The sequence below is a fragment of the Flavobacterium araucananum genome (assembly GCF_002222055.1).
In the GTDB taxonomy this organism is placed as follows: domain Bacteria; phylum Bacteroidota; class Bacteroidia; order Flavobacteriales; family Flavobacteriaceae; genus Flavobacterium; species Flavobacterium araucananum.
The window spans coordinates 85690-109941 of sequence record NZ_MUGS01000039.1 but is presented as its reverse complement, the minus strand read 5'-3'; the positions used below and the strand labels follow the sequence as shown (position 1 = coordinate 109941).

The 24252-nt window shown below is 32.2% G+C and carries 24 protein-coding genes; 15 read left to right on the top strand and 9 right to left on the bottom strand.

What is annotated here, in order from left to right:
- The first annotated feature begins 233 nt into the window (after positions 1–233).
- Complete coding sequence (rpiB, locus tag B0A64_RS17730) at positions 234–665, top strand: ribose 5-phosphate isomerase B (RefSeq protein ID WP_089480830.1); 432 nt, start codon at positions 234–236, stop codon at positions 663–665.
- 198 nt (positions 666–863) lie between these two features.
- On the top strand, positions 864–2003 hold the full coding sequence (locus B0A64_RS17725; protein WP_089480829.1) for an ATP-binding protein: 1140 nt from the start codon (positions 864–866) through the stop codon (positions 2001–2003).
- On the opposite strand, the gene B0A64_RS17720 is transcribed toward B0A64_RS17725, so the two are convergent.
- Positions 1986–2255 (bottom strand): DUF1294 domain-containing protein, encoded by a 270-nt coding sequence (locus tag B0A64_RS17720; RefSeq protein WP_089480828.1) that lies wholly within the window; start codon positions 2253–2255, stop codon positions 1986–1988. The two genes, B0A64_RS17725 and B0A64_RS17720, sit on opposite strands and share 18 nt — an antisense overlap.
- A gap of 116 nt (positions 2256–2371) precedes the next feature.
- Between B0A64_RS17720 and B0A64_RS17715 the strand changes: the two genes are divergently transcribed.
- Positions 2372–4495: a Tex family protein gene (locus tag B0A64_RS17715; protein WP_089480827.1), complete on the top strand. Its 2124-nt coding sequence runs from the start codon at positions 2372–2374 to the stop codon at positions 4493–4495.
- Positions 4496–4577: 82 nt separating this feature from the next.
- Here the strand turns inward: B0A64_RS17715 and B0A64_RS17710 are convergent, their stop codons facing one another.
- Positions 4578–5975, bottom strand: coding sequence for a glycosyl hydrolase family 8 (locus tag B0A64_RS17710; protein WP_089480826.1), 1398 nt, complete (start codon positions 5973–5975; stop codon positions 4578–4580).
- 109 nt (positions 5976–6084) lie between these two features.
- On the bottom strand, positions 6085–6273 hold the full coding sequence (locus tag B0A64_RS17705) for a Sec-independent protein translocase subunit TatA/TatB (RefSeq protein WP_089480825.1): 189 nt from the start codon (positions 6271–6273) through the stop codon (positions 6085–6087).
- A gap of 211 nt (positions 6274–6484) precedes the next feature.
- Between B0A64_RS17705 and B0A64_RS17700 the strand changes: the two genes are divergently transcribed.
- The 12 genes from B0A64_RS17700 to B0A64_RS17645 all read left to right on the top strand — a co-directional run bounded on the left by B0A64_RS17700 (position 6485) and on the right by B0A64_RS17645 (position 19206).
- On the top strand, positions 6485–6985 hold the full coding sequence (locus tag B0A64_RS17700) for a peptidase (protein ID WP_089480824.1): 501 nt from the start codon (positions 6485–6487) through the stop codon (positions 6983–6985).
- Between the two features lie 11 nt (positions 6986–6996).
- The gene (locus B0A64_RS17695; RefSeq protein ID WP_089480823.1) at positions 6997–8481 is read left to right on the top strand and encodes a GH3 auxin-responsive promoter family protein; all 1485 of its coding nucleotides are present in this window, start codon (positions 6997–6999) and stop codon (positions 8479–8481) included.
- A gap of 16 nt (positions 8482–8497) precedes the next feature.
- Positions 8498–8836: a hypothetical protein gene (locus tag B0A64_RS17690; RefSeq protein WP_089480822.1), complete on the top strand. Its 339-nt coding sequence runs from the start codon at positions 8498–8500 to the stop codon at positions 8834–8836.
- Positions 8837–8953: 117 nt separating this feature from the next.
- On the top strand, positions 8954–10633 hold the full coding sequence (locus tag B0A64_RS17685; protein ID WP_089480821.1) for a DUF6909 family protein: 1680 nt from the start codon (positions 8954–8956) through the stop codon (positions 10631–10633).
- A 9-nt stretch (positions 10634–10642) separates the two neighbouring features.
- Positions 10643–11623 carry a hypothetical protein gene (locus B0A64_RS17680; protein ID WP_089480820.1) on the top strand — a complete coding sequence of 327 codons (981 nt, stop codon included), beginning with the start codon at positions 10643–10645 and terminating at the stop codon, positions 11621–11623.
- A 16-nt stretch (positions 11624–11639) separates the two neighbouring features.
- Positions 11640–12926, top strand: a complete 1287-nt coding sequence (locus B0A64_RS17675) for an oligosaccharide flippase family protein (protein ID WP_089480819.1) — start codon at positions 11640–11642, stop codon at positions 12924–12926.
- Positions 12916–13449, top strand: coding sequence for a class I SAM-dependent methyltransferase (locus B0A64_RS17670; RefSeq protein WP_089480818.1), 534 nt, complete (start codon positions 12916–12918; stop codon positions 13447–13449). Before B0A64_RS17675 ends, B0A64_RS17670 begins: the two co-directional genes overlap by 11 nt.
- 37 nt (positions 13450–13486) lie before the next feature.
- Positions 13487–14728 (top strand): O-antigen ligase family protein, encoded by a 1242-nt coding sequence (locus B0A64_RS24960; RefSeq protein WP_123875933.1) that lies wholly within the window; start codon positions 13487–13489, stop codon positions 14726–14728.
- Positions 14712–15797 (top strand): glycosyltransferase family 4 protein, encoded by a 1086-nt coding sequence (locus B0A64_RS17660; protein ID WP_089480816.1) that lies wholly within the window; start codon positions 14712–14714, stop codon positions 15795–15797. The genes B0A64_RS24960 and B0A64_RS17660 overlap by 17 nt, the downstream gene beginning before the upstream one ends.
- A complete protein-coding gene (locus B0A64_RS17655) occupies positions 15794–17056 on the top strand; it encodes an O-antigen ligase family protein (protein ID WP_123875932.1) in 1263 nt (420 codons plus the stop codon). Before B0A64_RS17660 ends, B0A64_RS17655 begins: the two co-directional genes overlap by 4 nt.
- Positions 17037–18149 (top strand): glycosyltransferase, encoded by a 1113-nt coding sequence (locus B0A64_RS17650; RefSeq protein ID WP_089480814.1) that lies wholly within the window; start codon positions 17037–17039, stop codon positions 18147–18149. The genes B0A64_RS17655 and B0A64_RS17650 overlap by 20 nt, the downstream gene beginning before the upstream one ends.
- A gap of 73 nt (positions 18150–18222) precedes the next feature.
- Complete coding sequence (locus tag B0A64_RS17645; protein WP_089480813.1) at positions 18223–19206, top strand: UDP-glucuronic acid decarboxylase family protein; 984 nt, start codon at positions 18223–18225, stop codon at positions 19204–19206.
- A gap of 54 nt (positions 19207–19260) precedes the next feature.
- On the opposite strand, the gene B0A64_RS17640 is transcribed toward B0A64_RS17645, so the two are convergent.
- The 6 genes from B0A64_RS17640 to B0A64_RS17615 all read right to left on the bottom strand — a co-directional run bounded on the left by B0A64_RS17640 (position 19261) and on the right by B0A64_RS17615 (position 24173).
- Positions 19261–20448 carry a glycosyltransferase family 4 protein gene (locus tag B0A64_RS17640; RefSeq protein WP_089480812.1) on the bottom strand — a complete coding sequence of 396 codons (1188 nt, stop codon included), beginning with the start codon at positions 20446–20448 and terminating at the stop codon, positions 19261–19263.
- Positions 20448–21536, bottom strand: a complete 1089-nt coding sequence (gene wecB / locus B0A64_RS17635; RefSeq protein ID WP_089480811.1) for a non-hydrolyzing UDP-N-acetylglucosamine 2-epimerase — start codon at positions 21534–21536, stop codon at positions 20448–20450. The genes B0A64_RS17640 and wecB overlap by 1 nt, the downstream gene beginning before the upstream one ends.
- Before the next feature lie 168 nt (positions 21537–21704).
- Positions 21705–22226, bottom strand: a complete 522-nt coding sequence (locus B0A64_RS17630; RefSeq protein WP_089480810.1) for an ORF6N domain-containing protein — start codon at positions 22224–22226, stop codon at positions 21705–21707.
- Between the two features lie 42 nt (positions 22227–22268).
- Positions 22269–23579: a phenylacetate--CoA ligase family protein gene (locus B0A64_RS17625; RefSeq protein ID WP_089480809.1), complete on the bottom strand. Its 1311-nt coding sequence runs from the start codon at positions 23577–23579 to the stop codon at positions 22269–22271.
- Positions 23579–23881, bottom strand: a complete 303-nt coding sequence (locus B0A64_RS17620) for a HigA family addiction module antitoxin (RefSeq protein WP_089480842.1) — start codon at positions 23879–23881, stop codon at positions 23579–23581. The genes B0A64_RS17625 and B0A64_RS17620 overlap by 1 nt, the downstream gene beginning before the upstream one ends.
- A 10-nt stretch (positions 23882–23891) precedes the next feature.
- Entirely contained in the window at positions 23892–24173 is a 282-nt protein-coding gene (locus B0A64_RS17615; protein ID WP_089480808.1) for a type II toxin-antitoxin system RelE/ParE family toxin, read from the bottom strand.
- Positions 24174–24252 lie beyond the last annotated feature (79 nt).

The window sequence follows — 24252 nt, the reverse complement described above, 5'->3', positions numbered from 1 at the left end:
TGTTAATAATGTTAATAACTGTTAAGTTTTTGATATAAAGCGAGTTGTAATTTTATGTTTTTTTACCACTCCCGATAGCTATCGGGATCACTGTACGCGAATTTTAATTGTTGTGTTTTGAACAAGATTTAAAACTAACGATGAAAAAGAAATTAGTGAAAATTAGTGAAATTCGTGGCAAACATTTATTAAATGAGTAAATTTGTACTACACAACTTAATAGTATATAAAAAATGAAAATTTCGATAGGAAACGACCACGCAGGACCAGAATATAAAAAAGCAATTGTTGAAATGCTTAAAGCAAAAGGATATGAAGTAACTAATTATGGAACAGATACAGATGCTTCTGTAGATTATCCTGATTATGGTCATCCGGTTGCAAATGATGTATCTGAAGGTAAAGCTGATTTTGGAATCGTTATCTGCGGAAGCGGAAACGGAATTGCAATGACGGTTAATAAACACCCGAAAGTAAGAGCTGGTTTATGCTGGACTAAAGAGATTGCTTATTTAACACGTTTACACAACGATGCTAATATTGTGAGCATTCCGGCGCGTTTTACGTCGATCCCGCAAGCGGTAGAAATTGTTGAAACGTTTTTAACAACTGCTTTTGAAGGTGGAAGACACCAAAACAGAGTGAATAAAATCGCTTGTTCGTAAAAAGTCAAAAAAAAAATCGGGTGCTTCGCACCTATAAGAATAATAAGCCGGGCGGATTTTTAAAATTCATCCGGTTTTTTTTAAAAAAAATGTAAATTCGGTCAATGTACTGACTGAATTTACATTAATTCGGTCAATGTACTGACTGAATTAATGTTTTTTATTTATCTTTGTATCTTAAATTTAAGATTCGAAAATATGGTTTTTTTAGAGAGAGGTATGGGGACATTGTTTACTAAAAAGGTTTTACCTAATAAGGTGTTGATTTTATTGGGTGCAAGACGTGTTGGAAAAACTGCTTTTATAAAAAATTATCTCTCTATTATTCCAAAACAAGATTACTTACAACTTAATGGAGAAGATATTGATGATGCTAATTTATTAAAAGAGCGTTCAGTAAATAACTATAGCCGACTTTTGTCTAATATTAAAATATTGGTTATTGACGAAGCACAAAATATACCAAACATTGGACTAATTTTAAAATTGATTGTAGACTCTATTGAAGGTATTAAAATAATTGCAACGGGATCATCGGTTTTCGATTTATCAAATAAATTGGGAGAACCACTAGTTGGTAGAAAAAATACTATCTATTTATTTCCATTCGCACAAATGGAATTTGCTAAATATGAAAATTTTAAAGAAACTCAACAAAAATTAGAAGAACGTTTACTTTTTGGAAGCTATCCTGAACTTGAGCAATATACTGATTGGAATGACAAAATAAATTATTTAAAAGAGATAATAAATTCTTACTTATTAAAGGATATTTTAGTTTACGAAGGGATCAAACAATCCAACAAAATTTTGGACTTGCTTAAATTAATAGCTTTTCAAGTAGGTCAGGAGGTTTCTTTACAAGAATTAGCAAGACAATTAGGTATTTCCAAAAATACGGTAGAAAGTTATTTAGACTTACTTTCTAAAGTTTTTGTAATCTATAAAGTGACTGGTTTCAGTAGAAATTTGCGAAAAGAAATAACAAAATCTAACAGATGGTATTTTTATGATAATGGCATTCGCAATGCAATTATTTCCAACTTTACTCGGTTGGATGCGAGAACGGATGTGGGCGCATTATGGGAAAATTATATTTCGTCAGAGCGTATCAAATATCAAAATTATACACAAAAATCAGTTACAAATTATTTTTGGCGTACTTATGATCAGCAAGAATTGGATTGGTTGGAAGAAGAAAATGGTATTTTGAGTGGCTATGAATTTAAATGGAATGAGAAGAGAAAAGCAAAAATTCCGACTGCGTTTGCAAAAGCGTATCCAGAAGCAGTTTTTAATGTAATTAATAAAAGCAATTATCTAGATTTTATCATTTAGTATTAGATAAATCAATACAATTTGAATTAAAAAAATAAGCGAGAATTTTATAATAAAAGAAGTTTTACTCGTTTTATGTCTAAAGAATAACATTGCTAACAATAAACCTATTGTACCGCCAATTGCTTCAAAGAAAAACAGTGTATTTTCGGGAATTCTGCGTTTATTTTTTCGGGCTTGATTTTTATCATATCCGGCAAGAATAAAAACGAAGATATTTATAAATAAAAAATACAGTAATAAAACTTTCATAGGCTAAAAATTAAAAACAAAGATATTATTTTAGCCGAGTGATTTATTAATCTGTTCATGGTTTTAAAATAACAGATTATCTCATTTTGTAATCAAGAAATTATTTCATTAAAAGTATGACTAATATTCAATTCATTGCCAAGACTGTTCAAACAGCAGCGATTAACATTCAAAACACGGTAAAATTATTAGAGGAAGATTGTACGATTCCGTTTATTTCCCGTTACCGAAAAGATACAACCGGAAATCTGGACGAAGTTCAGATTGAGAATATTGCAAAGCTTCAAAAAGAATATGAAACGATTGTAAAACGTAAAGAAGCGGTTCTAAAATCGATCGAAGAACAAAAATCACTTACGCCAGAATTGAAACAGAAAATTGAACAAAGTTTTGATTTACAAGAGATAGAAGATTTTTATCTTCCCTGTAAAAAGAAGAAAAAAACAAAGGCAGATGTTGCGCGCGAATTTGGTTTAGAACCTTTGGCAAAAATCATTATGTCTGAAAATGATGTTGATATCGATTTTATTTCGACACAATATCTTAATGAAAATGTTATTAACGAAGAGGCTGCGATGCAAGGCGCACGAGATATTGTTGCCGAATGGATTAACGAAAACATTTATGTTCGTAAACAATTGCGTCGATTATATCAGCGAAAAGCAACGATTGGAACCAAAGTTGTAAAAAAGAAAGCTGAAGAAGAAGGAGCACAAAAATTCAGTCAGTATTTTGATTGGGAAGAACCGTTGACAAAAGCGCCATCGCACCGTTTATTAGCAATGCTTCGTGCAGAAAACGAAGGCTTTGTTAAGATGAAAGTTGATGTTGATATCGATGAAGCTTATGATGTTATTGATGAAATTGTCATTAAAAAACAAAATAGTACAACGGCACATTTGCAACTGGCAATCGAAGATAGTTACAAACGATTGTTGAATCCCGCGATTGGGAACGAAACATTGCAGGAAGCAAAAGCAAAAGCTGATGCGAATTCTATTCAGGTTTTTGCCAACAATTTAGGACAGTTATTATTAGCGCCGCCTTTGGGCGAAAAAAGAATTCTGGCAATTGATCCGGGATTTAGAAGTGGTTGTAAAGTAGTTTGTCTGGACGAAAAAGGAGATTTGTTATACAACGAAACCATATATCCGCACGCACCTCAAAATGAGGAAACAATGGCGATCAAGAAAATCCGTTCGATGGTAAATGCGTATCAAATTGATGCCATTTCTATAGGAAACGGAACTGCTTCGAGAGAAACGGAATTTTTCATAAAAAAAATCGCGTTTGATAAACCGCTGCAAGTTTTCATCGTTTCTGAAGCTGGAGCTTCGGTATATTCAGCATCAAAAATTGCTCGTGAAGAATTTCCTAATTATGATGTAACCGTTCGTGGATCTGTTTCTATTGGTAGACGACTTTCAGATCCGTTGGCTGAATTGGTTAAGATTGATCCGAAAGCAATTGGAGTGGGACAATATCAACATGATGTTGATCAAACCAAACTTAAAGAAGAATTAGATAATACCGTAATTCGTTGCGTGAACTCGGTTGGAATCAATATTAACACCGCGAGCAAACATTTACTAAGTTATGTGAGCGGAATAGGAGAGAAGCTGGCCGAAAACATCGTTCAATATCGTTCTGAAAATGGTCCGTTTGAGGACAGAAAACAGCTAAAAAAAGTGCCTCGCTTAGGCGAGAAAGCATATCAGCAGGGTGCGGCTTTTATTAGAATTTCGAATGCTAAAAATCCGCTGGATAATTCAGCAGTACATCCGGAAGCTTATCCTGTTGTGGAGAAGATGGCAAAAGATTTAAAACTTTCGGTAAACGACTTAATTGCAAACAAAGAGAAAACAGCCTTGATTAAGGCTGAAAACTATATTACGCCTGAAATTGGTTTGCTAACCCTAAAAGACATCATAAAAGAGCTTGAAAAGCCTGGATTAGACCCAAGAAAGTCGGCTAAGGTTTTTGAATTTGATGCGAATGTAAAATCTATAAAAGATTTAAGAACCGGAATGATCTTACCCGGAATTGTGAACAACATTACCAATTTTGGTTGCTTTGTTGATATTGGAATTAAAGAAAGCGGATTGGTTCACATCTCGCAATTAAAAGCCGGATTTGTAAGCGATGTAAACGAAGTAGTAAAATTGCACCAACACGTGGATGTTAAAGTTACTGAAGTTGATGAGGATAGAAAGAGAATTCAGTTGACGATGGTTTTATAAAAAACCGGAATATTTAAAACCTATTTTTAGAAATAAAAAAATCCCAAATTACAATTGTAATTTGGGATTTTCTGTTTTTAGATTATTTTAGAATTACTTTTTTAGTAACGCTTTTACTGCCATTTGTAATTTTTATTAAATACAAACCAGGAGTCTGATTGGCTAAATTAATCTCGGTGTTTTCAGCTGTTGCCTCTTGTTCTGAGATTATTTTTCCTTGAGCAGAAATCACTGAAATCACTGATTTTTCGGGAGCAAAAACGGTAAATTTATCGTTGCTTGGGTTGGGATATAAAGTAACGGTTGCTTTTTCGATATCAAAATTGCCTGTTGATAAAGTAGCAGGGGTTTGCGGCAAATAAAAATTACCCGTTAATAAAAATGAATATAATGTTTTTAAGGTATGATTAAAATAGCTGTTAGGCTCATTTAACTGATTTAAATCTGTGTAAGACGCATTTAAATGTGCTTGATTCTCGCCCGCCATTGCAGCGCAGGCAAAAGCACCAACAAAAGTTGCATTATGCCATTGTCCGTTTAAAGTTCCGTTCTGGTTATATCCGTCTTTGATATTTGCAGACCCTCCCAGATTTACACGCACAAAATCAGACGATTTTTTAGCATATGTTTTAGCTTCGGGCGTGCCATACCATACATAATCAACAGCAATTCGCCAAGGCGTTCTGGCAGCATCATAAGTATATGTTTTTCCTTCTCTATTATATCCGCCAGCCTGTGGAGAATAAGCGCCGGATGCCTGACACCAGTCAGAAACTAAGCCACCAACGGCATTATTTACTGTTAAGTTACTGTTGATAACAGTATACGATTTTGCAGCAACCTGATTCCAAAAAGTTGCATCGTTCGTAAAAGTTCCAAAAGATCTGTAATAGGCAGGAGAAAAATAAGAAGGATTGGTAATCTGGCTTCCGCCAAATTGATCTCCGGGTTTCAGTACAAAAGTGTTTGCTTCGACTTCATAGGCCTTAATGGCGGCAATTAGAGTTTTGGCATCGTTTTTATAATTAATTGTTCCGGTACTTGCCCATTGATAATCGGCAACAATAAGGGCAAAAGCAGCATCAAGTTCAGCATCTGTAGCACCATTAGCACCATTAATTCCAGAACAGCCATTAATTTTCCAATTCATTACGCCGTTAGAATTTACATTGTCTTTGTAGTACAACCAAAGCCCATCAAAAAGTGTTTTGTCGGTTGCATAAACGGCAAGAAGCATTCCGTAACCAATTCCTTCGGAGACAGTTTCAGAAGGATTGTCGAATTTTATTCGGTAGCGGCCATTAGAACAGGCTTCAACAAAATTGGTTTTCCAGGTATTATAATTGTTTTGGGCATCCTGGCTATTTTTGTTTGAAGCCATTAGACCATTAGCAAATACAATATTTGCCGGAAAAGGTTGCTTTTGTGAATAACTTTTGAGACACAAAAAAGCAACAGTAATCAGAAGTAGGTTTTTCATAATTATTGTTATTTAATTTAGGGACTCTAAAAGTAAGATTTTTTAGATAAAAACAAAACCCCAAACTACATTTTGTAATTTGGGGTTTTAAATACAGTAAATAAATTACTTATTTTATTTCTTCCTCTTCTTTTTTAACAGGAGGCGCAGGTGCAGTTTGATCGTCTTTAGCAGCGTTCTTAAATTCTTTAATTCCGCTTCCTAAACCTTTCATCAATTCCGGAATTTTTTTACCTCCAAAAAGTAATATAACGATACCTACTATTACGAGGATTTCTGTAAGACCTAATCTTCCCATGGTTTGTATATTTAATGCCGAAGCAAATTGTTTTCTAATTGTACCGCAAATGTATATAGAATATACGAAGAACAACAGGATTTGGATTAAAATATTTGTTTGTTATAGCGTTAAATATTCCATAAAATCGTAAATTAAGTGCATTGCGGAGAATTTGAGTCGCATTAACAAGACGATTAATTATTATATTTGCTCGTATAAACACCCATAAATGGCTAAGAAGAAATTCAATTTCAGAAAAAATTTATTCATCAAGAACCGATTGGTAATATTGAATGAAAACACTTTTGAAGAAATTTTTTCATTCAAACTAAATTTGATGAATGTTTTTGTAACGTTCACATTAGGAGGAATATTTTTAATTTTAATTACTACTTTTATCATTGCTTTTACGCCTTTGCGCGAATTAATTCCGGGATATTCTTCGACTGAATTAAAAAAGAATGCAACCAAATTAGCCATTAAATCAGACTCATTAGAAACCGCTTTAAAGAAAAATGAAGCTTATATAAAAGGCATTCAGAAAGTATTAAGAGGCGAATTAGAGTATGCAAAATTCAATAAAGATTCGATTATAGGAGAAACAGATGAACCGTCTGAGGTAAATATGAAACCGTCTGAAGAGGAAATCAAATTAAGAGAAGAAGTGACCAAAATGGAGCAGGAGTCGGGTAAAAAAATGCGAAATAAAAACAAAAGTGACAAGAAATAATACCAGAACAAATGTCTATTAAATCAGTAGCAGCAAAATTATTTGCGACAAAAATATACTATAAAACTCAGGCTTGGGCCAATAAACCGGTTGAAACACAACAAGCCGTATTTAAAAGTTTAATAAATAGTGCAAAAGAAACCCAGTTTGGTACAGATCATCATTTTGATAAAATAAAAACGGTTCATGATTTCAGGAAACGTGTCCCGATTCGCGATTACGAGGATTTAAAACCTTATATCGACAAAGTTCGAATGGGCGAAAAAAATATTCTGTGGAAAGGGAAACCTATTTATTTTGCCAAAACATCCGGAACAACATCCGGAGCAAAATACATTCCGTTGACCAAGGAATCAATGCCTTATCATATCGAAGCATCCCGAAATGCCATTTTGCATTATATATATGAAACCGGAAATGCTGATTTTGTCGATGGCAAAATGATTTTCCTGCAGGGAAGTCCAATTTTAATTGAAAAATACGGAATTAAATTTGGAAGATTATCCGGAATAGGGGCACATTTTGTACCTAAATATCTTCAAAAAAACCGAATGCCGTCCTGGGAAACCAATTGCATCGAAGATTGGGATACGAAGGTAAATGCTATTGTTGAGGAAACGATTGAACAGGACATGACCATAATTTCGGGAATTCCGTCCTGGGTTCAGATGTATTTTGAACGTTTGCAGGAAAAAAGTGGAGGAAAGAAAATAGGCGAATTATTCAAGAATTTTAATTTGTTTATTTACGGAGGAGTCAATTACGAACCTTATCGCGCCAAGTTCGAAAACATGATTGGGCGAAAGGTAGACAGCATTGAGTTGTTTCCGGCTTCTGAAGGATTTTTTGCCTATCAGAATTCTCAAAAAGAAAAAGGAATGTTGCTGTTACTGAATTCCGGGATTTTCTATGAGTTTATTAAAACAGACGAATTTTTTTCAGAAAACCCAAAAAGTTATACCGTTGGAGAAGTAGAAATTGGTGTTAATTATGCCTTGATTGTTTCGACAAATGCCGGACTTTGGCGTTATAATATTGGTGATACAGTGCAGTTTACTTCATTGTTTCCGCATAAAGTGATCGTTTCCGGACGAATCAAACATTATATTTCGGCTTTTGGAGAACACGTTATTGCCAACGAGGTCGAAAAGGCAATGAAAGAAGCAACAGAAGGAACCAAAATTGTAATCAACGAATTTACTGTTGCACCACAAATTAATCCTTCAAGCGGATTACCTTATCATGAATGGTTGGTAGAATTTGAAACAGAACCGGAAAACATCGAGACTTTTGCCGAAGCGCTTGATGATTCAATGCGAAAACAAAATATTTATTACGATGACCTTATTACCGGAAATGTACTTAGAAAAGTAGTCGTGACCAAAGTTTCGAAAAACGGGTTTCAGGAGTACATGAAATCACAAGGGAAATTAGGAGGACAGAATAAAATTCCGAGATTATCGAATAACAGAGATATTGCGGATAATTTGAAATAGCGAAAAATTTGTATTTATGAAATATAAATATCATTTAAGACCAGCCTACAAATCTCAAAAATTATTAATTGAGATCTTTGGCGGGGCCGAAAATGAAGCGTTTTTTTCAGATTTTTTTGATTCTATAACAGAAATAAATCCCATAGTTGATAAAATTAGTGACCTTTGGATGAATGACGAATATATATTCGATGTTAGTTCAGAGATTGGTTCTTTTTCTATTTCAAAAGACATTTGGGGCTTTGCTTTTATACTGTCAGATGACCATCAGGAATGTCTCAACAAAATAAATTTAATGTTACTAAAAGATCAAAATTTTCAAAAAATAGAAGTTAATTTTGAGGATTATAAATAAAAAACAATTTGATATTAGTTTTAAGATAATAAAGCTTTAATTTTTAATTACTAATTTCGTTCGATAAAAAATACACATTACCGCTTCTTAAAAAGAAGATTTTTAAAATAAAACAGCATGAAAGAAACCAAACATATATCAAGATCAAGAGCACAGGAATCATCTGCAGCAATCGAAAAAATGTACATTACAATGCGCCATTTATTCAACCGTGGTTTTTATAAACCAATGGGAGTTTCTGGGGATAGTTTACGTGAATCTTTATTGGCATTACGTCCTGAAATTTACGGAAATATAGGCGAAGAAAAAGTAGAACTTAACGGGCTTTTGTATGTTATAGAACGTTTACCAATAGGAATCGAACAATGTCGCTTTATTAATTTAACTTCAGATGAAGGATACTCGAGATCCCATTTTCAGGCAATTGTTCCTCCAAAAAGAAGAAGAAATTGCTATAGAATCGATGAGGAACAAATGAATGTTGAAATCACCCGCGGGCGATCAGACATATATGATATTTTGACGCATTTGACGTTTATCTTTATCGAATCGCATAAAATAAAAAATAGAGTTTTATTAGACGATGGCGGCGAAGTTTCGCGCGATTGGATGAAACTGGAGCAAGCGGTTTTACAGACTAAAAAGCTTTCGCAAATCGAAAAGGAAAAAGCAATCTCGCATGTTGCCAATATTCTGGCACGAACTTTTGAGGAGGTTCTTGATATTTATGACGCTTTTGGGTCAGAAAACGCTCCGGATCGTTTCTTGCACGTTATTTATTGGTTAGGAAAACTAGCCATAGAAGAAGTTATTGACAATAATAAACGTACCATAACTTTTAGTCCCGTATTAAGAGAACGTTTAGGACACCATATTCACGGTGAAATCTGGGCTACTAATATCAAGGAAGTTCTAAAGGCAAATAACCTTTTAAAACGTCCAATACACGTAATTAGTGCCAACATGCATAGTGTGATGAATTCTATTTTTGCAACACCGTTGCTGAAAACAAAATTCAAAGACAAATCTGATTTTTATATTTATGAAGAGTTAAGTAAATCCGGCGCTAAAGAAATTAGAAGCCAGGTCGAAGAACTGGCCTTAAAAAATGGTATGATTTCGCTTCTTGATAGTTCAGGAACGAATATCGATGTGCAGATTTTTGACACCGCAAAAATTGATTGGGCAAAAACAGCTTTTCCTAAAGCAGTTCTTGACGAAGCAGCACCGGTTATTGTTGTAATGGATTATGCTTTTGGTGAGCAAGCTTACGAAACGATTGACGAACTTTTAAAACCTTATAAAAAAGAAACTTTACTAAATGTAAAATCAGTTTCGATAATGGGTAAAGCCGGAATTCTGGAAGGCGGAAAAGGAGATATCATGATCCCGACAGCACATATAAACGAAGGAACGGCGGATAATTATTTCTTCGAAAATGAATTGACAGGTGCCATGTTTGAAGGAAACGATATTGCAGTTTTTGAAGGCGCAATGGTTACCGTGTTAGGAACGTCATTGCAAAACAGAGATTTACTGAAATTCTTTCACGAATCGACCTGGGGAGTAATTGGACTAGAAATGGAAGGTTCTTATTATCAAAAAGCAATTCAGTCTGCATCAAAAATCAGAAAAAGCGTACCGCATGATATTAAAGTTCGTTATGCCTATTATGCCTCAGATAATCCTCTTGAAACCGGTAGTACATTAGCATCCGGCGGATTAGGAACTACGGGTGTGAAACCAACTTATTTGATTACTATTAAAATTTTAGAGCAAATTTTCAACGTAAAATAAAAACAATAAATGAGTACAAAAGTACCCCAGAATAATGAAGATCAAGAGATTGATATCTTTCAAATTTCAAAAAGTATAGGCGGATTTTTCGATAGAATCAACGTCTATACTTTTAGATCGATTCATTTTTTTGTTCGAAACTGGATTATTGTTCTGTCTCTATTTATAGTAGGATTTGGATTAGGCTGGTACCTGGACTCCAATAAAAAATCATTTCAAAATGAGGTCATTGTAACACCAAATTTTGGAAGTGCAGATTATCTCTATGCTAAAATAGATTTACTCGACGCAAAAATTATTGCCGGTGATACTGTTTTTCTAAAAGAGGTCGTTGGGATTTCGCAGCCCAAAAAAATAAGTAAAATCGAAATTAAGCCCATTTCTGATGCTTTTAAATTTATTGAAGACAAAGAACAAAACTTTGAGCTTATAAAATTAATGGCAGAAGATGGCGATATCAATAAAGTTTTAGTAGACAATGTAACCAGTAAAAACTATACGTATCATGCAATTTCATTTATTTCGAATGAAATCGTTGATGAAAACGGATTTATAAAACCATTACTAAAATACCTGAATAGTTCAGAATATTTTGACTCAGTTCAAAAAACAGGATTCAAAAATCTGGAACAGGAAATTGCTCAAAACGATACGATAATTACTCAGATTGACAATGTTTTAAGTGGTTTTACGAGTACAGTAAAAAACGCTGCAAAAAATGATAAACTGGTTTATTATAACGAAAACATTCAATTGAATGATATTTTAAAAAACAAACAAAAATTAATTGCTGACCAGGGAGAAAACAGATTAAAATTATTAAGATCAGATAAAACGATAAAAGAGATTAATGTTACTTTAAATATTAAAAACATGCACTCTATTAATGGAAAGCTAAAAATTGTTTTGCCAATTTTATTTATTTTGATGTTTAGTTTTATTTTTCTTTTTAAGGCATTTTATAGAAAACAATCTCAAAAAAACCTTTAGTATTAACGCTCAAAAAATGTTTAAAAGTAAATTTGCAGAAACGATTGTTGCAAATAAAAGGCATATCAATTCCTCCTTTTTTTTGTTTTCGATCAATTTTGTCAACTTTATTTATCCGTTGTTAATTTCTCCAATAATCATAAAAAAATGTGGTCTTGAGGGTTTTGGTTTAGTTATTTTGTTTCAGTCTGTTTTTATTTTTATTGCCTCAATCACAGATTATGGTTTTAATATTAATGCAACGCGGGATGTTACTTTAAACCAGGAAAACAAACAATTTGCAAACAGGCATTTTTTTGTAATTGGTTATACAAAAGCCTTTCTCTTTATAATAGCTCTTGTTTTTTCGATAGCAATTTATGCTTTTTTACCCAAAGCAAATGAGTATTCGTTTTTGTACTTTTCGTCATTATCAATATTAGTTGGCCGAGCTTTTAATCCGCTATGGATATTAAGATCGTTGCATAAAATCAAGTATTTTTTCTACTTTTTTATGGTGTGTAAAGTAGTAAGTTTTTTAATAATTTACTTTTTTCTCCAAGATATCAATAATTTATTTTTAGTGAATTTAACTATTGGAGCATCTGATTTTTTGACTTGCTTTTTTTCGATCATTATTTTAATTTTTAGAATGAAATGGAAGTTTTACAAACCTGATTTATTAGCTGTTAAAAATGAAATTATAACAGGCTTTGCTATTTTTATACAGGTCATTTCTATTAATGCAAACGCTTATCTTAACCCTATGATTTTAGGTTTATTTGTAAATGAGTATGCTCTGGGAATTTACTGTGTGGTCGAAAAAATTATATTGGTTGCTAAATTTTGTGGTTCTTTTATCATTCAGAGTATTTTTCCAAAAGCTTGCGAATTGGCAGCCAAAAGTATTCTGGATTATAAATTATTTGCCCAAAAATTATTTGTCTTTTTATTGATTTCAATGATTATTGCCGGATTGTTTTTAACTGGTTTTTCAGATTTGATCGTCTCTTATTTTTTAAAAACCAATCGATTAGCCTGTAGTAATTTTTTAATTTATAATGCCTGGATTCCTTTTGTAGTGGTTTTAAATATGGTACCATATATGACATTTATGGTTTTTAACAAGCAAAAAAGAGTAACCTTGATTATGATATTTTCTGTAGTATTGAATGTTGGATTAAATGCAATTCTATCAAAGAAATTTGGAATCTATGGTATGGCAACAGGAATTTATATTACAGAATTGTTTATTTCTATATCTTTATGGACAATTTTAACATTAAAATTCCCAAAACTTAACTTCTTGAAAAATGACAAATAAGCTTAATATAGGCTGCGGAAATGATATTAAAGAGGGATTTGTAAATTTAGATATAGCGCAATTGCCAGGTGTTGATGTAGTTTGCGATATTGAAAACAGCCAACTTCCGTTTGAGGACAACTTTTTTGAATATATTTTATGCAACGATGTTTTAGAACATGTAGAATACATAAGGGTTTTGAAAGAAATTCACAGGATTTTAAAACCAGGCGGAATTGTAGAAATTAGAGTGCCTCATTTTACGTCCAGTAATAATTTTATTGATCCCACGCATAAAAAAATGTTTTCGTTCCGGACATTTAGCTTTTTTGTTGACAATATCAGGTACCGTCGTAATTATTATTTTGATTTTCAGTTTAGCGAATTGGTATCTTCAAAAATAACATTTATGCATAAAAACCCTTTAAACTGGCCAGTTCTTATTTGGGTAAATATTAATGATACCACCAGAAAAGTTTATGAAGAAACATTCTTTCGCAGTTTTGCACCAGCATATAATGTTGAGGTTCAACTTAAAAAATAAATAAGGAAGCTCAAATTATAAAACGATTTTACCAGAAGTGAAAATAAATACCATTAATCTTAAATTGATTTTGACAATTTGTTTGATTACGTTTTGTATTCAGACACCTGATGTTAAAGTAGGATTTGTAAAAATTTCTGAAGTTTTATTGTTGTTAATAACGCCATTTCTTTTAAAAAAATCAGTTAATAAATTTATATTCTACTTTTTCGTTTTCTTTACTATCGAAGCCATTTTAGGGCTTATTATCACTTCCACACATCATTTTGACATACTTGGACCCTCAAAATTTAAAGCACCCTATGTTATCACGATTGGTCGCTATTTTGAGCTAATTTCCTGTATTAGTTTATGCATAATTACGTTTCGACTGTTTAAAAGGAATACAGATCAATCTAAAAAGATAATTGATTATCTAGTGGATTGGAATGTTCTGATCACGGCTTTTTTCTTTTTGATATATATATTTGTCAAAATAGGTTTACTACCCATACACAATAGTATCGTTATATACGATAGTAATAGATTAAGAGGACTTTATAATGAAGGTGGTCCTTTTGGACTAATGCTTTCTTTTATTTTTATGCTTTCTTTTTTTCAGGATAACACAAACAAAAGACTTCTTAAACAATTGTTTTTATTTATAATTATTGCTTTTTTTGCCCGATCAAAAGCAGGAATTTTATTTGTTGTAATTTGGATTGCGTTGTTCAATTTTGAGATTTTAAAAAATAAGTTAAGAGCCTTTATATTTCCAATAATGCTCGTTTTTTTGACTGGATTCTATCTCTTGTTTATGAACATAAGTGCAATGTATGTAACAGAATTAAACAGGGTAAAACAATCTGTAAAAGAAAGACCTGAGGATATTAATTTAATCTTAGGGCGAGTTTCAGGAGTTTATATTGTTCCTAATATGATAGAAGAAAATCCAATTTTTGGTATTGGTCTTGGTAATTATCCGTTATTGCGAAATAATGCCGAGTATCGAACTTTTTTCCCTAAACCACCAAAAGAAGTCATAGATATCGATGCACACGGATTTGGTGGTATTATTGATATTATTGTAGAAATGGGATTGCTTGGTTTTTTCTTCTTTATGTTTATAGTTTATGGCGTGTATTACGAAATAAGGAGCATAAATAAAGGGATCGTTTTAGTGCTTGGTTTTTTACTGATTTATTGCTTTGGAGTACAAATTTACTTTTTATATCCTTGGGTATTACTTGCCGTTATTTTGGCTTACAGAAACAATTATATAGATGAAATTAGTAATTGATATTCGGTTAATAAATGCGTCTGGCATTGGAACTTATTTAAAGAATGTAATTCCTGGAATTTTACAAGCTTTTGATGAGGTTCTGGTTTTAGGCAATACTCAGGAAATAAAGTCTTTTGATTGGAGTACTGAGGTAAAAATAATCGAGTTTAATGCTGATATTTATTCTTTAAAAGAGCAATTTCAGTATCCATCGATAATTCCGGAATGTGATATCTTGTGGTGTCCACATTTTAATGTGCCTCTTTTACCAGTAAAGGCAAAAAAAATAGTCACCACAATTCATGATGTATATCATTTGACAAATGGTGCGGCAATTTCGTATTTAAAGAAAAAATACGCAGGGATATTATTTAAAAATGCAGTTAAAAAAGCAAGTTTAATTTTTACGGTTTCAGAATTTTCAAAAAGCGAAATCTTAAAATATACTCAAGCCAATGCTCAGAAGATTAAAGTTGTATACTGTGGTGTGAACAAATCGTTATTTCAAAATATAAAAACAGGGCGCAATAATAAACTTCCTAAAAATTATATTTTGTACGTTGGTAACATAAAGCCACATAAAAATCTAATTGTTTTATTAAAAGCGTATAATACTTTTTCAGAAGAATTTAAATCAAAATATAAATTGGTTTTAATAGGCAGGAGAGACGGGTTCATAACGCAGGATCATAACATTGAGGGTTTTATAGAAAGTAATGATTTGCAAAAACAGATTATATTTACAGGTTATATAGACGATTTAGAAATTCCCGGAATTTATCATAACGCAAGTTTATTTGTATTTCCGTCACTTTACGAAGGTTTTGGTTTGCCTATTCTTGAGGCACTTGCAACCCAAACAAAAGTGTTAAGTTCAAATGCTGCAAGTTTGCCGGAAATTGGGGGAGAAGCAGTCGTTTATTTTAACCCGCAGGATTATGTTGAGCTTGCCAAAATAATAAAAAGCAGTATTGAAGATTCATCAAACAATGAGTTTTTATTTGCTGAAGGAGAGAAACAATTAGAGAAATTTACTTGGGAGAAGTCGATAGAAAAACATCTAAAAGCTTTCAAAAAACTAGAATGAAACAATTTATTTTACGACATAATAATTCAGTTATCTATTTTTTTTTAATTGCATTAGCGCTCTTTCCGGTCTTACCAACTGGTGTTGAAAGCGTTTTAATGTTTGGTGGGTTTTTATTTTCTGTATGTTATTTTATTTTAGAAGGAAAAAAATTCTGGAACAAAGACAAAACAGTACAACTCTTACTTTTCTCTGCTCTCTTTTTAATTTTTACAATTTCATTGTTCTATACCAGTGATATGAAGACAGGAGTTAAGTTTATAATTCGACTTTTACCAACCGTTTTATTTCCGGCAATTTTTTTATTCAACGACAAGCAATTTCTAAGTGCGAAACAATTCAGGACAATCATAAATACCTATTGTTTAGCTGTTTTGTTAGTTTTATTGTTTCTGCACCTAACATTGTTTCCCCAATTATACAATTCAAGTATAAATTTTTGGGATTTTAGACAACTTATCGAAAGTAAAATAAAAGTACATGGAACTTATTTAGCAATGTGGATTGGTTTTGCGACGATTGTTTTAGTTTATAAAATTAAAAGCGAAATTTCATTAAAAAAGTATTTCTTCATTATTATATCCTTATTGCTTATTGCCTATTTTTTCTACTGGCAATATATTATAGCATCCAGAATGCCTTTTGCAGCGACCCTTATTGTATGTTTTTTTTGTTTATTCAAAAATCTAAAACAAATGATAATTGCCAGTATCATAGTTAGTATTTTGGTCATAGTGGTTATTTCTAAAGTAGATCGAATAGGCGAAAGATTCGAAAAATTAAAAAATTATAATTTCACTTTTCCAGAAGGAAAGTACGAAGATAACTATCCCAATATCAGCAACGAACAAATTAGAAACGGAATCTATTTTTGTAGTTTCGAAGCCCTAAAACAGCAACCCGTCTTAGGATATGGTGTAGGCGATGTCGATACTAAATTGCAATCGTGTTACGATGAGAAGTTTACCAATACAGATACTTATAAAGTCATTAGCTATAATTCGCATAATGAATATTTAAATATTATTTTGTCTTCAGGAATTATTGGACTTATTTTATTTTTATTTTCACAGGTTTATTTTCTTAAAAAAGCCTTTAATCGAAAATTAGGAATGTATGTTTCATTTGTGTTTTTCATTTTTCTTAATTTTTGTTTTGAGAATATTTTAAGCAGACATGACGGCGTTATCTTTTTTGGATTTTTTAATTCTTTACTATTTTTTCAAAACAAAAATTTAAATGAAAAAAGCAATAATTAGCGATTGGTATTATGTAAATGGAGGTGCTGAAAAAGTAATTCATTCTATAAATTCTATCTGGAAAGACTCCGATCATTTTGCATTGATCGATTTTTTGGATGATAATGATCGCGCATACATTTTAGATGGAAAAAAAGCCAAGACAAGTTTTATTCAAAAACTACCAACGGCAAAACAAAATCATAGAAAGTTTTTACAATTATTTCCAATCGCAATAGAACAGTTCGATCTAAAAGATTACGAATTAATTATTAGTTCTTCATCAGCAGTGGCAAAGGGTGTTAAAACGCATAAAAATCAATTGCACATTTGTTATTGTCACTCGCCTATGCGATATGCCTGGGATTTAAAAGATCAATATCTAAAAGATTCAGGATTAGACAAAGGGTTAAAGGGAGTTTATGCAAAATATGTTTTGAACAAAATTAGAAAATGGGATGTTTCAAATTCTGAAAGCGTTGATTACTTTATTGCCAACTCCAATCATATTTCGCAAAGAATAAAGAAGGTTTACAACCGCGAATCAACCGTTATTTATCCACCGGTCGATGTTGATTTTTTTAGTCTGGAGGAACAAAAGGAGGATTATTATTTTACGGCTTCCCGATTAGTTTCTTATAAAAAGACACAACTAATAGTCGAGGCTTTTAATGAATTACCTCATTTAAAATTGATTGTTGCCGGCGACGGACCAGAGTTCGAAAAACTTCAAAAAATAGCGAAAAGTAATATAGAATTTGTAGGCTTTGTAGAGGTTAGTATATTAAAAAAATATATGCAAAAAGCCAAAGCATTTGTTTTTGCTGCCGAAGAAGATTTTGGAATCATTCCGGTCGAAGCACAAGCTTGCGGAACTCCCGTAATTGCTTTTGGTAAAGGCGGAACACTCGAGACAGTTGTTGAAAATAAGACAGGCGTTTTTTTTCAGGAACAATCAGCTCTAAAAATAAGAGAAGCGGTCATTAGTTTCGAAAACATGCAATTTGATCCAAAAACAATTCGTGAACATGCTCAGAAATTTACCAAGAAACGTTTTGAAAAAGAAATGAAAGCTTTTGTCGAAGAGAAATATAAACTTTTTAAAGCAGGATAGTTTGAAAAGATCAACTCAAATATATTTTTATAATTTTGAAATCAGTTACATTTGCCAAGTATAAATAATTACTATGAAAAGAATACTTATTACCGGAGCTGCAGGTTTTTTAGGATCACATTTGTGTGACCGATTCATTAAAGAGGGCTATTATGTTATTGGAATGGATAATCTGATTACGGGAGATCTTAAAAATATAGAACATTTATTCAAATTAGAGAATTTCGAATTTTACCATCATGACATCACCAAGTTTGTACACATTCCGGGTGATTTAGATTATATATTACATTTTGCGTCACCCGCAAGTCCAATAGATTATTTAAAAATTCCAATTCAGACCTTAAAAGTAGGATCTCTTGGAACACATAATTTGTTAGGATTAGCACGAGTTAAAAAAGCCCGGATTTTGATTGCTTCAACTTCTGAAGTTTATGGAGATCCGCTGGTTCATCCACAAACCGAAGAATATTACGGAAACGTAAATACAATTGGACCAAGAGGTGTTTATGATGAAGCAAAACGTTTCCAGGAATCAATTACAATGGCATATCACACGTTTCACGGTGTAGAAACCAGAATCGTTCGCATTTTTAATACCTACGGACCAAGAATGCGATTAAACGACGGACGTGTAATACCTGCATTTATTGGTCAGGCTTTACGAGGCGAAGATCTAACGATTTTTGGAGACGGAATGCAAACCCGTTCTTTTTGTTATGTAGATGATCAGGTCGAAGGTATTTTTAGATTATTACACTCAGATTATGTATATCCTGTAAATATTGGAAACCCGGACGAAATTACCATTAAAGATTTTGCAGAAGAGATCATTAAATTAACCGGAACCAATCAAAAGGTAGTCTATCATCCCTTACCTGTAAATGATCCGTTACAGCGCCAGCCAGACACCACAAAAGCAAAAGAGTTATTGGGTTGGGAAGCAAAAGTGAGCCGCTCTGAAGGAATGAAAATTACATACGATTATTTCAGATCACTTTCTAAAGAAGAATTATCAAAAGAAGAACACAAAGATTTTTCGAATTATATAAAATAAAAAAACGGGCAAATATCTATTGGATATTTGCCCATTTTCTTTTTAAACGATTTACTAGAAAGCATTACTTTCAATAAGTTCCTTTATTTGCTGATCAAGATTAAAATGACTTTTGGCGTGAAGAAAAATAGTCTTTTTCCTGTTTTGAATGTTTTCTTTTCCTAATTCCGAAATTTCGATTAAAGTAGCATTCAATTGCTGAAAATCCTCTACAGGAACAACCCATCCCAGATTATTGTCTTCAACGATATTTTCACCTTCACCACCACCAAAATAAAACACAGGAAATCCTAATGCACTATATTCAAATATTTTTGAAGGAACAGAACCATAAATTCTTGTTTTAAGCGGTACAAGAGCAATATCTAAATTTTTTAATTTTTCGTGCAGAACATTGCGTTCTAACATGCCATGAAAAATTATTTTTTTTGACAGATTTTCATTCAGGTAATTTACAATCTGAGCTTTCTCTGCACCATCGCCAAAAATATGCAATTCGATATTATCACTTTCTAAATTCAATTGCTGTATGAGTTCAAAAACACCCTGAGCAACACCAAGCAATCCGGCATAAAACAATTTAATTGGTTCGTTCGAATTGTCTTTTTCCTCCAGAAAATCTTCTGTAAAATGATCTGGATAATTGCGATACAAAAAGCATTTTTTCTCTGGAAAGATAGAATGGATGTGTGCAATAATTTCATTCGATTGTCCAAAAATATGCGTTGCTTTTTTGTAAATAAAACGTTCTATAAATAGCAAAACTTTGTGCGAAACACTGTTTTTCTTCAACACTCCGAGTTCAATGGCAGCTGTTGGCCAAAGATCAGATACATTTAGAATTATAGTTTTACGCTTAAGCCAAAGTACTAATACCGAAATAAAAGAAAGCAACAGTGGTGGCGATTGCACAATAACTTTTTTGGGAGTTTTGGCAAACAACAAATAGAAAAATAAAGTCGTTGAGAAAGAAAGAGTCGAAACAATTCGTTTAAAGATATTCGAACTATTGCTGGGATAAATCCAGAGACGTTTTAAGGTAATGTTCTGAATCTTTTCGGTAACCCAAAAACGACCTTTGTATTCTGGAAACAATTCGCCTTTTGGATAATTGGGTAACGGTGAAATTACCGAAACTTCATAACCGTTTTGATTTAATTTCAAAGCCAGTTGTTCAATTCTATTTGCGGCAGCGCCTTTTTCGGGCGGATAATAATTGGATATAATTAAAATGTCTTTCATTATTTTTTATCCAATAAAAGAGAAATAATTCTTTCTGATGCTTTCCCGTCCCATAATTCCGGAATACCACTTTTTCGTGGACCATTTTTTAAGAACAAACCAAAGACATTTTGCAAATTTTCTAATGATGTTCCTACAATTGTATTAGAACCAATAGTTTCTGTTTCAGGTCTTTCAGTATTATTTCGCATCGTAAAACACGGAATTCCCATTACAGTTGTCTCTTCAGAAATCCCTCCGCTATCTGTAATAACAGCAAAACTATTTTTGATTAAATACATGAAGTTTAAGTAACCTTGAGGTGCAACAAAAATGATGTTTTTAAATTTGGTTTCGCTTTCACTCAAAATTGCCTGTGTTCTTGGATGAATTGGGAAAAGTATTTTTTTGTCGTCAACCAAATCATCAATACCGTGAAGAAGTTCAAGAAGTGACGAAACTTCATCAACATTTCCGGGGCGATGCAAGGTTAGAATGATATAATTTTTTTCGCTAAGATTATGTTCTTTCCAAAAATCAGGAGCCGAAGCTCTATTGATATTTTGATATAAAGTATCAATCATTACATTACCTACAAAATGAACATTCTCTGGATCTGAACCCAGTTTTAGTAAATTTTTTGAGGCCGAAGCTGAGGTTGTAAAAAAGTAATCTGTAATGCTATCGGTCAGCATTCTGTTGATTTCTTCCGGCATCGTTAAATCTCCGGAACGAATTCCTGCTTCGACATGTGCTACTTTTGTATTGCATTTTTTAGCCACGATCGAACACGCCATAGTCGAATTGACATCGCCAACAACCAAAACCAAATCGCAAGGGTTTTGAAGTAATTCTTTTTCAAAAGCAATCATAATGGCAGCAGTTTGTTCTGCCTGTGAACCACTTTTTACTTCTAGATTTACATTAGGTTTAGGAATATTTAATTCTTCAAAAAAAGTATCACTTAGGTTTTTATCGTAATGCTGACCGGTATGAACCAATCGAAAAGAAACATCAAAACCTTCCTTTTGCTTGCTTTTTATGGCGTTAATAATGGGTGCAATTTTTATAAAATTAGGTCTTGCGCCAGCTATTATAGTGATTTTCATAATTGGATTGGATTCTTTCTAAAAACTTTCTTTTGGCAAAAGTAAAGTTTAAATTGGAATCTGGATAAATTGAAGTACTTTCTTGAATGTTTAAATGATTTTTGGAGTATATCAAAGCTTATCTTGTCAGAATTGGAGGTCGCAATTTGCGACCTTGAAAATTAAATATTATTTTTTATAGCCAATTTTCACTCTTTCATTTTCATCTTCTTTCTTTTCAGTCAATTCATCTAAATAAGAAAAAACCAGTTCAATATTCTTATCGTGATTCTCTAACTTCTTTTGAATCTGTAGGATATCAACCTTAATTTCTGTTGTATCCAAAAGCATTTGTCTCACTTTGGTGAAAATTCGCATGATTTGAATATTGGTTTGAATTGCTTTGTCGCTTTTTAGAACGCTTGATAACATTAGAATGCCATGTTCAGTGAAAGCAAAAGGAAATATTCTAGTTCCTCCCCAACTTGAGGTCACAATTTGTGACCTCAAGCTATTAAATTCAGTTTGTGATAATTCAAACATAAAATCCTCAGGAAATCTTGAAATATTTCTTTTGACGGATTGTTTTAGAACTTTAGTTTCAATTCCGTAAAGTAAAGCCAAATCACGATCAAGCATTACTTTTTGATTGCGGATATAATATGTTTTATTAGAAATAGTTTCTTCAGAAGGCAAAGATTGATCGTCCATGAGTTTTTTATTTGCAAAAACAAATATAAGATTTTATTTATATTATAAATAAGATTTAAATTGTTTTAGTTTTCCACTTTTGTTTCTTTCTAAAACCATTTTTCGGATAAAAGTGAAGTTTAAGTTAGGCTCTAAATATACCGTAATTGCCTTTTCTATTTTTTGAATTTGAGCAATATCTAATTCACGATCACTCACATATTCAATTTCAAAAGTATCTAATTGAGTTTGTTTGATAATAAATTCTTTTACATTTCCGTCATCTTCAATAATGCTTTTCGTTACATAATAAAAGGTCAATCCTGGAGATTTTTTCCCGCTTGGTAAGATTGCAACATCATTGGTTCTTCCAATTAGTTTTTTAAGAATTGGTTTTTGTGGTGTACTTTTTTCATCTAAAATCCCAATATCACCAATTTCATATCGTATAAACGGATGCGCTTTATTAAACAAAGAAGTAATCACAATACGGCCTTCTTTTCCGTAAGGGAGAACAGTATTATTTTCGTCTAGAATCTCGACAAAAAGTGTTTCAGCATTTATTTGCCATTCTCCGGTTGGGTTTTCAAAAGCAATTAAATCCAGTTCTGATGCGCCATATTCATTGATAATCGGAATTCCGAATTGTTTTTCTAAGAGTTTTTTATCCAATTCAAAAAGCATTTCCGAAGTAACAAAACAAGCTTTTAAAGTGGGACAGATTTCTTTTAAAATAATGTTTTTCTGTTCTAAGTATTTTGCAAATAAAACAATCGAACTCGTATAACCGTTGATATAATCGAATTTTTTAGTTTTGAATTTCCCAAGGAATTTTTCCAGAACAAGATCAGATAAGTCAAAAACAGGAAACCTAAAACGATGGGTCAAAAAATCTTTGATCCGTTCTTTTTGATATCCAATAAAATCCATCGGAATGCCATAAAAACGGGCTTGATACGAATGATTAAAATCGATTTTATACCAGCCAAAACGCATAAAAATTGAGGTCCATGTTAACGCATGACAATATTTGTCTTTGGCAAATACAAAAGGAGTTCCGCTTGATCCGGACGTTTTGTTACAGTAAACATTTTTTATAGAATAACCTTTTGAAAGTCTTTCTTCAAGAGGTTTTTGTAGATTTTGTTTGTTCAAAATGGGCAGATCTTCCCATTTGTCAACTTTTTCATTACCAACTAATTCGGCATAAAAAGCATTGTTTTTCAAATGAAAAGCCACAATTTCTTCTTTTTTATTTTGAAGAAAAAGAACATATTCTTCTTCGGATAAATTTACGATTTTATCCAATTCGGCTTGGGCTTCTTTTATTGGAAAACCATTTAATTTAAGAGAAATATCAAAAATAGAAATCATTAAACTGCTTCTTTTAAATCGTAACGTTTAATCGATTTCAATTCCTGACCTTTGTTTGATTCTTCTTCTTCGATATCAAAATCGTTCTGAAGACCAAGCCAAAATTTAGCCGAATTTCCAAAATAATGACTTAGTCGCAAAGCAGTATCAGCAGTGATTCTACGATTTCCTTTAATAATTTCAGAAATTCTGGTTTGCGGAATTTTTAAATCTTTAGACAAACGATAAGGCGTAATGTTTAACGGAATTAAAAATTCTTCCAACAAAATTTCTCCGGGATGTATGTTTTTTAGTTTTTCCATTATTCCTTTTTTAATGATAATCAACAATTTCTACATTTGCTGCATTTCCGTTTTCCCAACTAAAAATTATCCGCCATTGATTGTTAATTCTAATGCTGTAAAAATCTTTTAGATTACCTGCTAACTTTTCTAAATGGTTAGAAGGCGGAATTCTCAAATCGGTTAAGTTTTGAGAGTTGTGCAGCATTCTAAGTTTTCTTCTGCCAATTTGCTGTATCTCAATTGAAGGTTTTTTGACAACAATACCAGTCCAAATTTTTTCAGTTTGTTTAGATCCAAATGAGATTATCATACCTTTCGCATTACTAACGTCAAAAGTAAGTAAAAAAAATTATTATTTAAGGTTAAAACCCACTATTTTTGCACCACAA

Bases quoted from the DNA above. Each gene is read 5' to 3' on its own strand.
- rpiB (WP_089480830.1), top strand. From the start codon at position 234: ATGAAAATTTCGATAGGAAACGACCACGCAGGACCAGAATATAAAAAA.
- B0A64_RS17725 (WP_089480829.1), top strand. From the start codon at position 864: ATGGTTTTTTTAGAGAGAGGTATGGGGACATTGTTTACTAAAAAGGTT.
- B0A64_RS17720 (WP_089480828.1), bottom strand. From the start codon at position 2,255: ATGAAAGTTTTATTACTGTATTTTTTATTTATAAATATCTTCGTTTTT.
- B0A64_RS17715 (WP_089480827.1), top strand. From the start codon at position 2,372: ATGACTAATATTCAATTCATTGCCAAGACTGTTCAAACAGCAGCGATT.
- B0A64_RS17710 (WP_089480826.1), bottom strand. From the start codon at position 5,975: ATGAAAAACCTACTTCTGATTACTGTTGCTTTTTTGTGTCTCAAAAGT.
- B0A64_RS17705 (WP_089480825.1), bottom strand. From the start codon at position 6,273: ATGGGAAGATTAGGTCTTACAGAAATCCTCGTAATAGTAGGTATCGTT.
- B0A64_RS17700 (WP_089480824.1), top strand. From the start codon at position 6,485: ATGGCTAAGAAGAAATTCAATTTCAGAAAAAATTTATTCATCAAGAAC.
- B0A64_RS17695 (WP_089480823.1), top strand. From the start codon at position 6,997: ATGTCTATTAAATCAGTAGCAGCAAAATTATTTGCGACAAAAATATAC.
- B0A64_RS17690 (WP_089480822.1), top strand. From the start codon at position 8,498: ATGAAATATAAATATCATTTAAGACCAGCCTACAAATCTCAAAAATTA.
- B0A64_RS17685 (WP_089480821.1), top strand. From the start codon at position 8,954: ATGAAAGAAACCAAACATATATCAAGATCAAGAGCACAGGAATCATCT.
- B0A64_RS17680 (WP_089480820.1), top strand. From the start codon at position 10,643: ATGAGTACAAAAGTACCCCAGAATAATGAAGATCAAGAGATTGATATC.
- B0A64_RS17675 (WP_089480819.1), top strand. From the start codon at position 11,640: ATGTTTAAAAGTAAATTTGCAGAAACGATTGTTGCAAATAAAAGGCAT.
- B0A64_RS17670 (WP_089480818.1), top strand. From the start codon at position 12,916: ATGACAAATAAGCTTAATATAGGCTGCGGAAATGATATTAAAGAGGGA.
- B0A64_RS17660 (WP_089480816.1), top strand. From the start codon at position 14,712: ATGAAATTAGTAATTGATATTCGGTTAATAAATGCGTCTGGCATTGGA.
- B0A64_RS17655 (WP_123875932.1), top strand. From the start codon at position 15,794: ATGAAACAATTTATTTTACGACATAATAATTCAGTTATCTATTTTTTT.
- B0A64_RS17650 (WP_089480814.1), top strand. From the start codon at position 17,037: ATGAAAAAAGCAATAATTAGCGATTGGTATTATGTAAATGGAGGTGCT.
- B0A64_RS17645 (WP_089480813.1), top strand. From the start codon at position 18,223: ATGAAAAGAATACTTATTACCGGAGCTGCAGGTTTTTTAGGATCACAT.
- B0A64_RS17640 (WP_089480812.1), bottom strand. From the start codon at position 20,448: ATGAAAGACATTTTAATTATATCCAATTATTATCCGCCCGAAAAAGGC.
- wecB (WP_089480811.1), bottom strand. From the start codon at position 21,536: ATGAAAATCACTATAATAGCTGGCGCAAGACCTAATTTTATAAAAATT.
- B0A64_RS17630 (WP_089480810.1), bottom strand. From the start codon at position 22,226: ATGGACGATCAATCTTTGCCTTCTGAAGAAACTATTTCTAATAAAACA.
- B0A64_RS17625 (WP_089480809.1), bottom strand. From the start codon at position 23,579: ATGATTTCTATTTTTGATATTTCTCTTAAATTAAATGGTTTTCCAATA.
- B0A64_RS17620 (WP_089480842.1), bottom strand. From the start codon at position 23,881: ATGGAAAAACTAAAAAACATACATCCCGGAGAAATTTTGTTGGAAGAA.
- B0A64_RS17615 (WP_089480808.1), bottom strand. From the start codon at position 24,173: ATGATAATCTCATTTGGATCTAAACAAACTGAAAAAATTTGGACTGGT.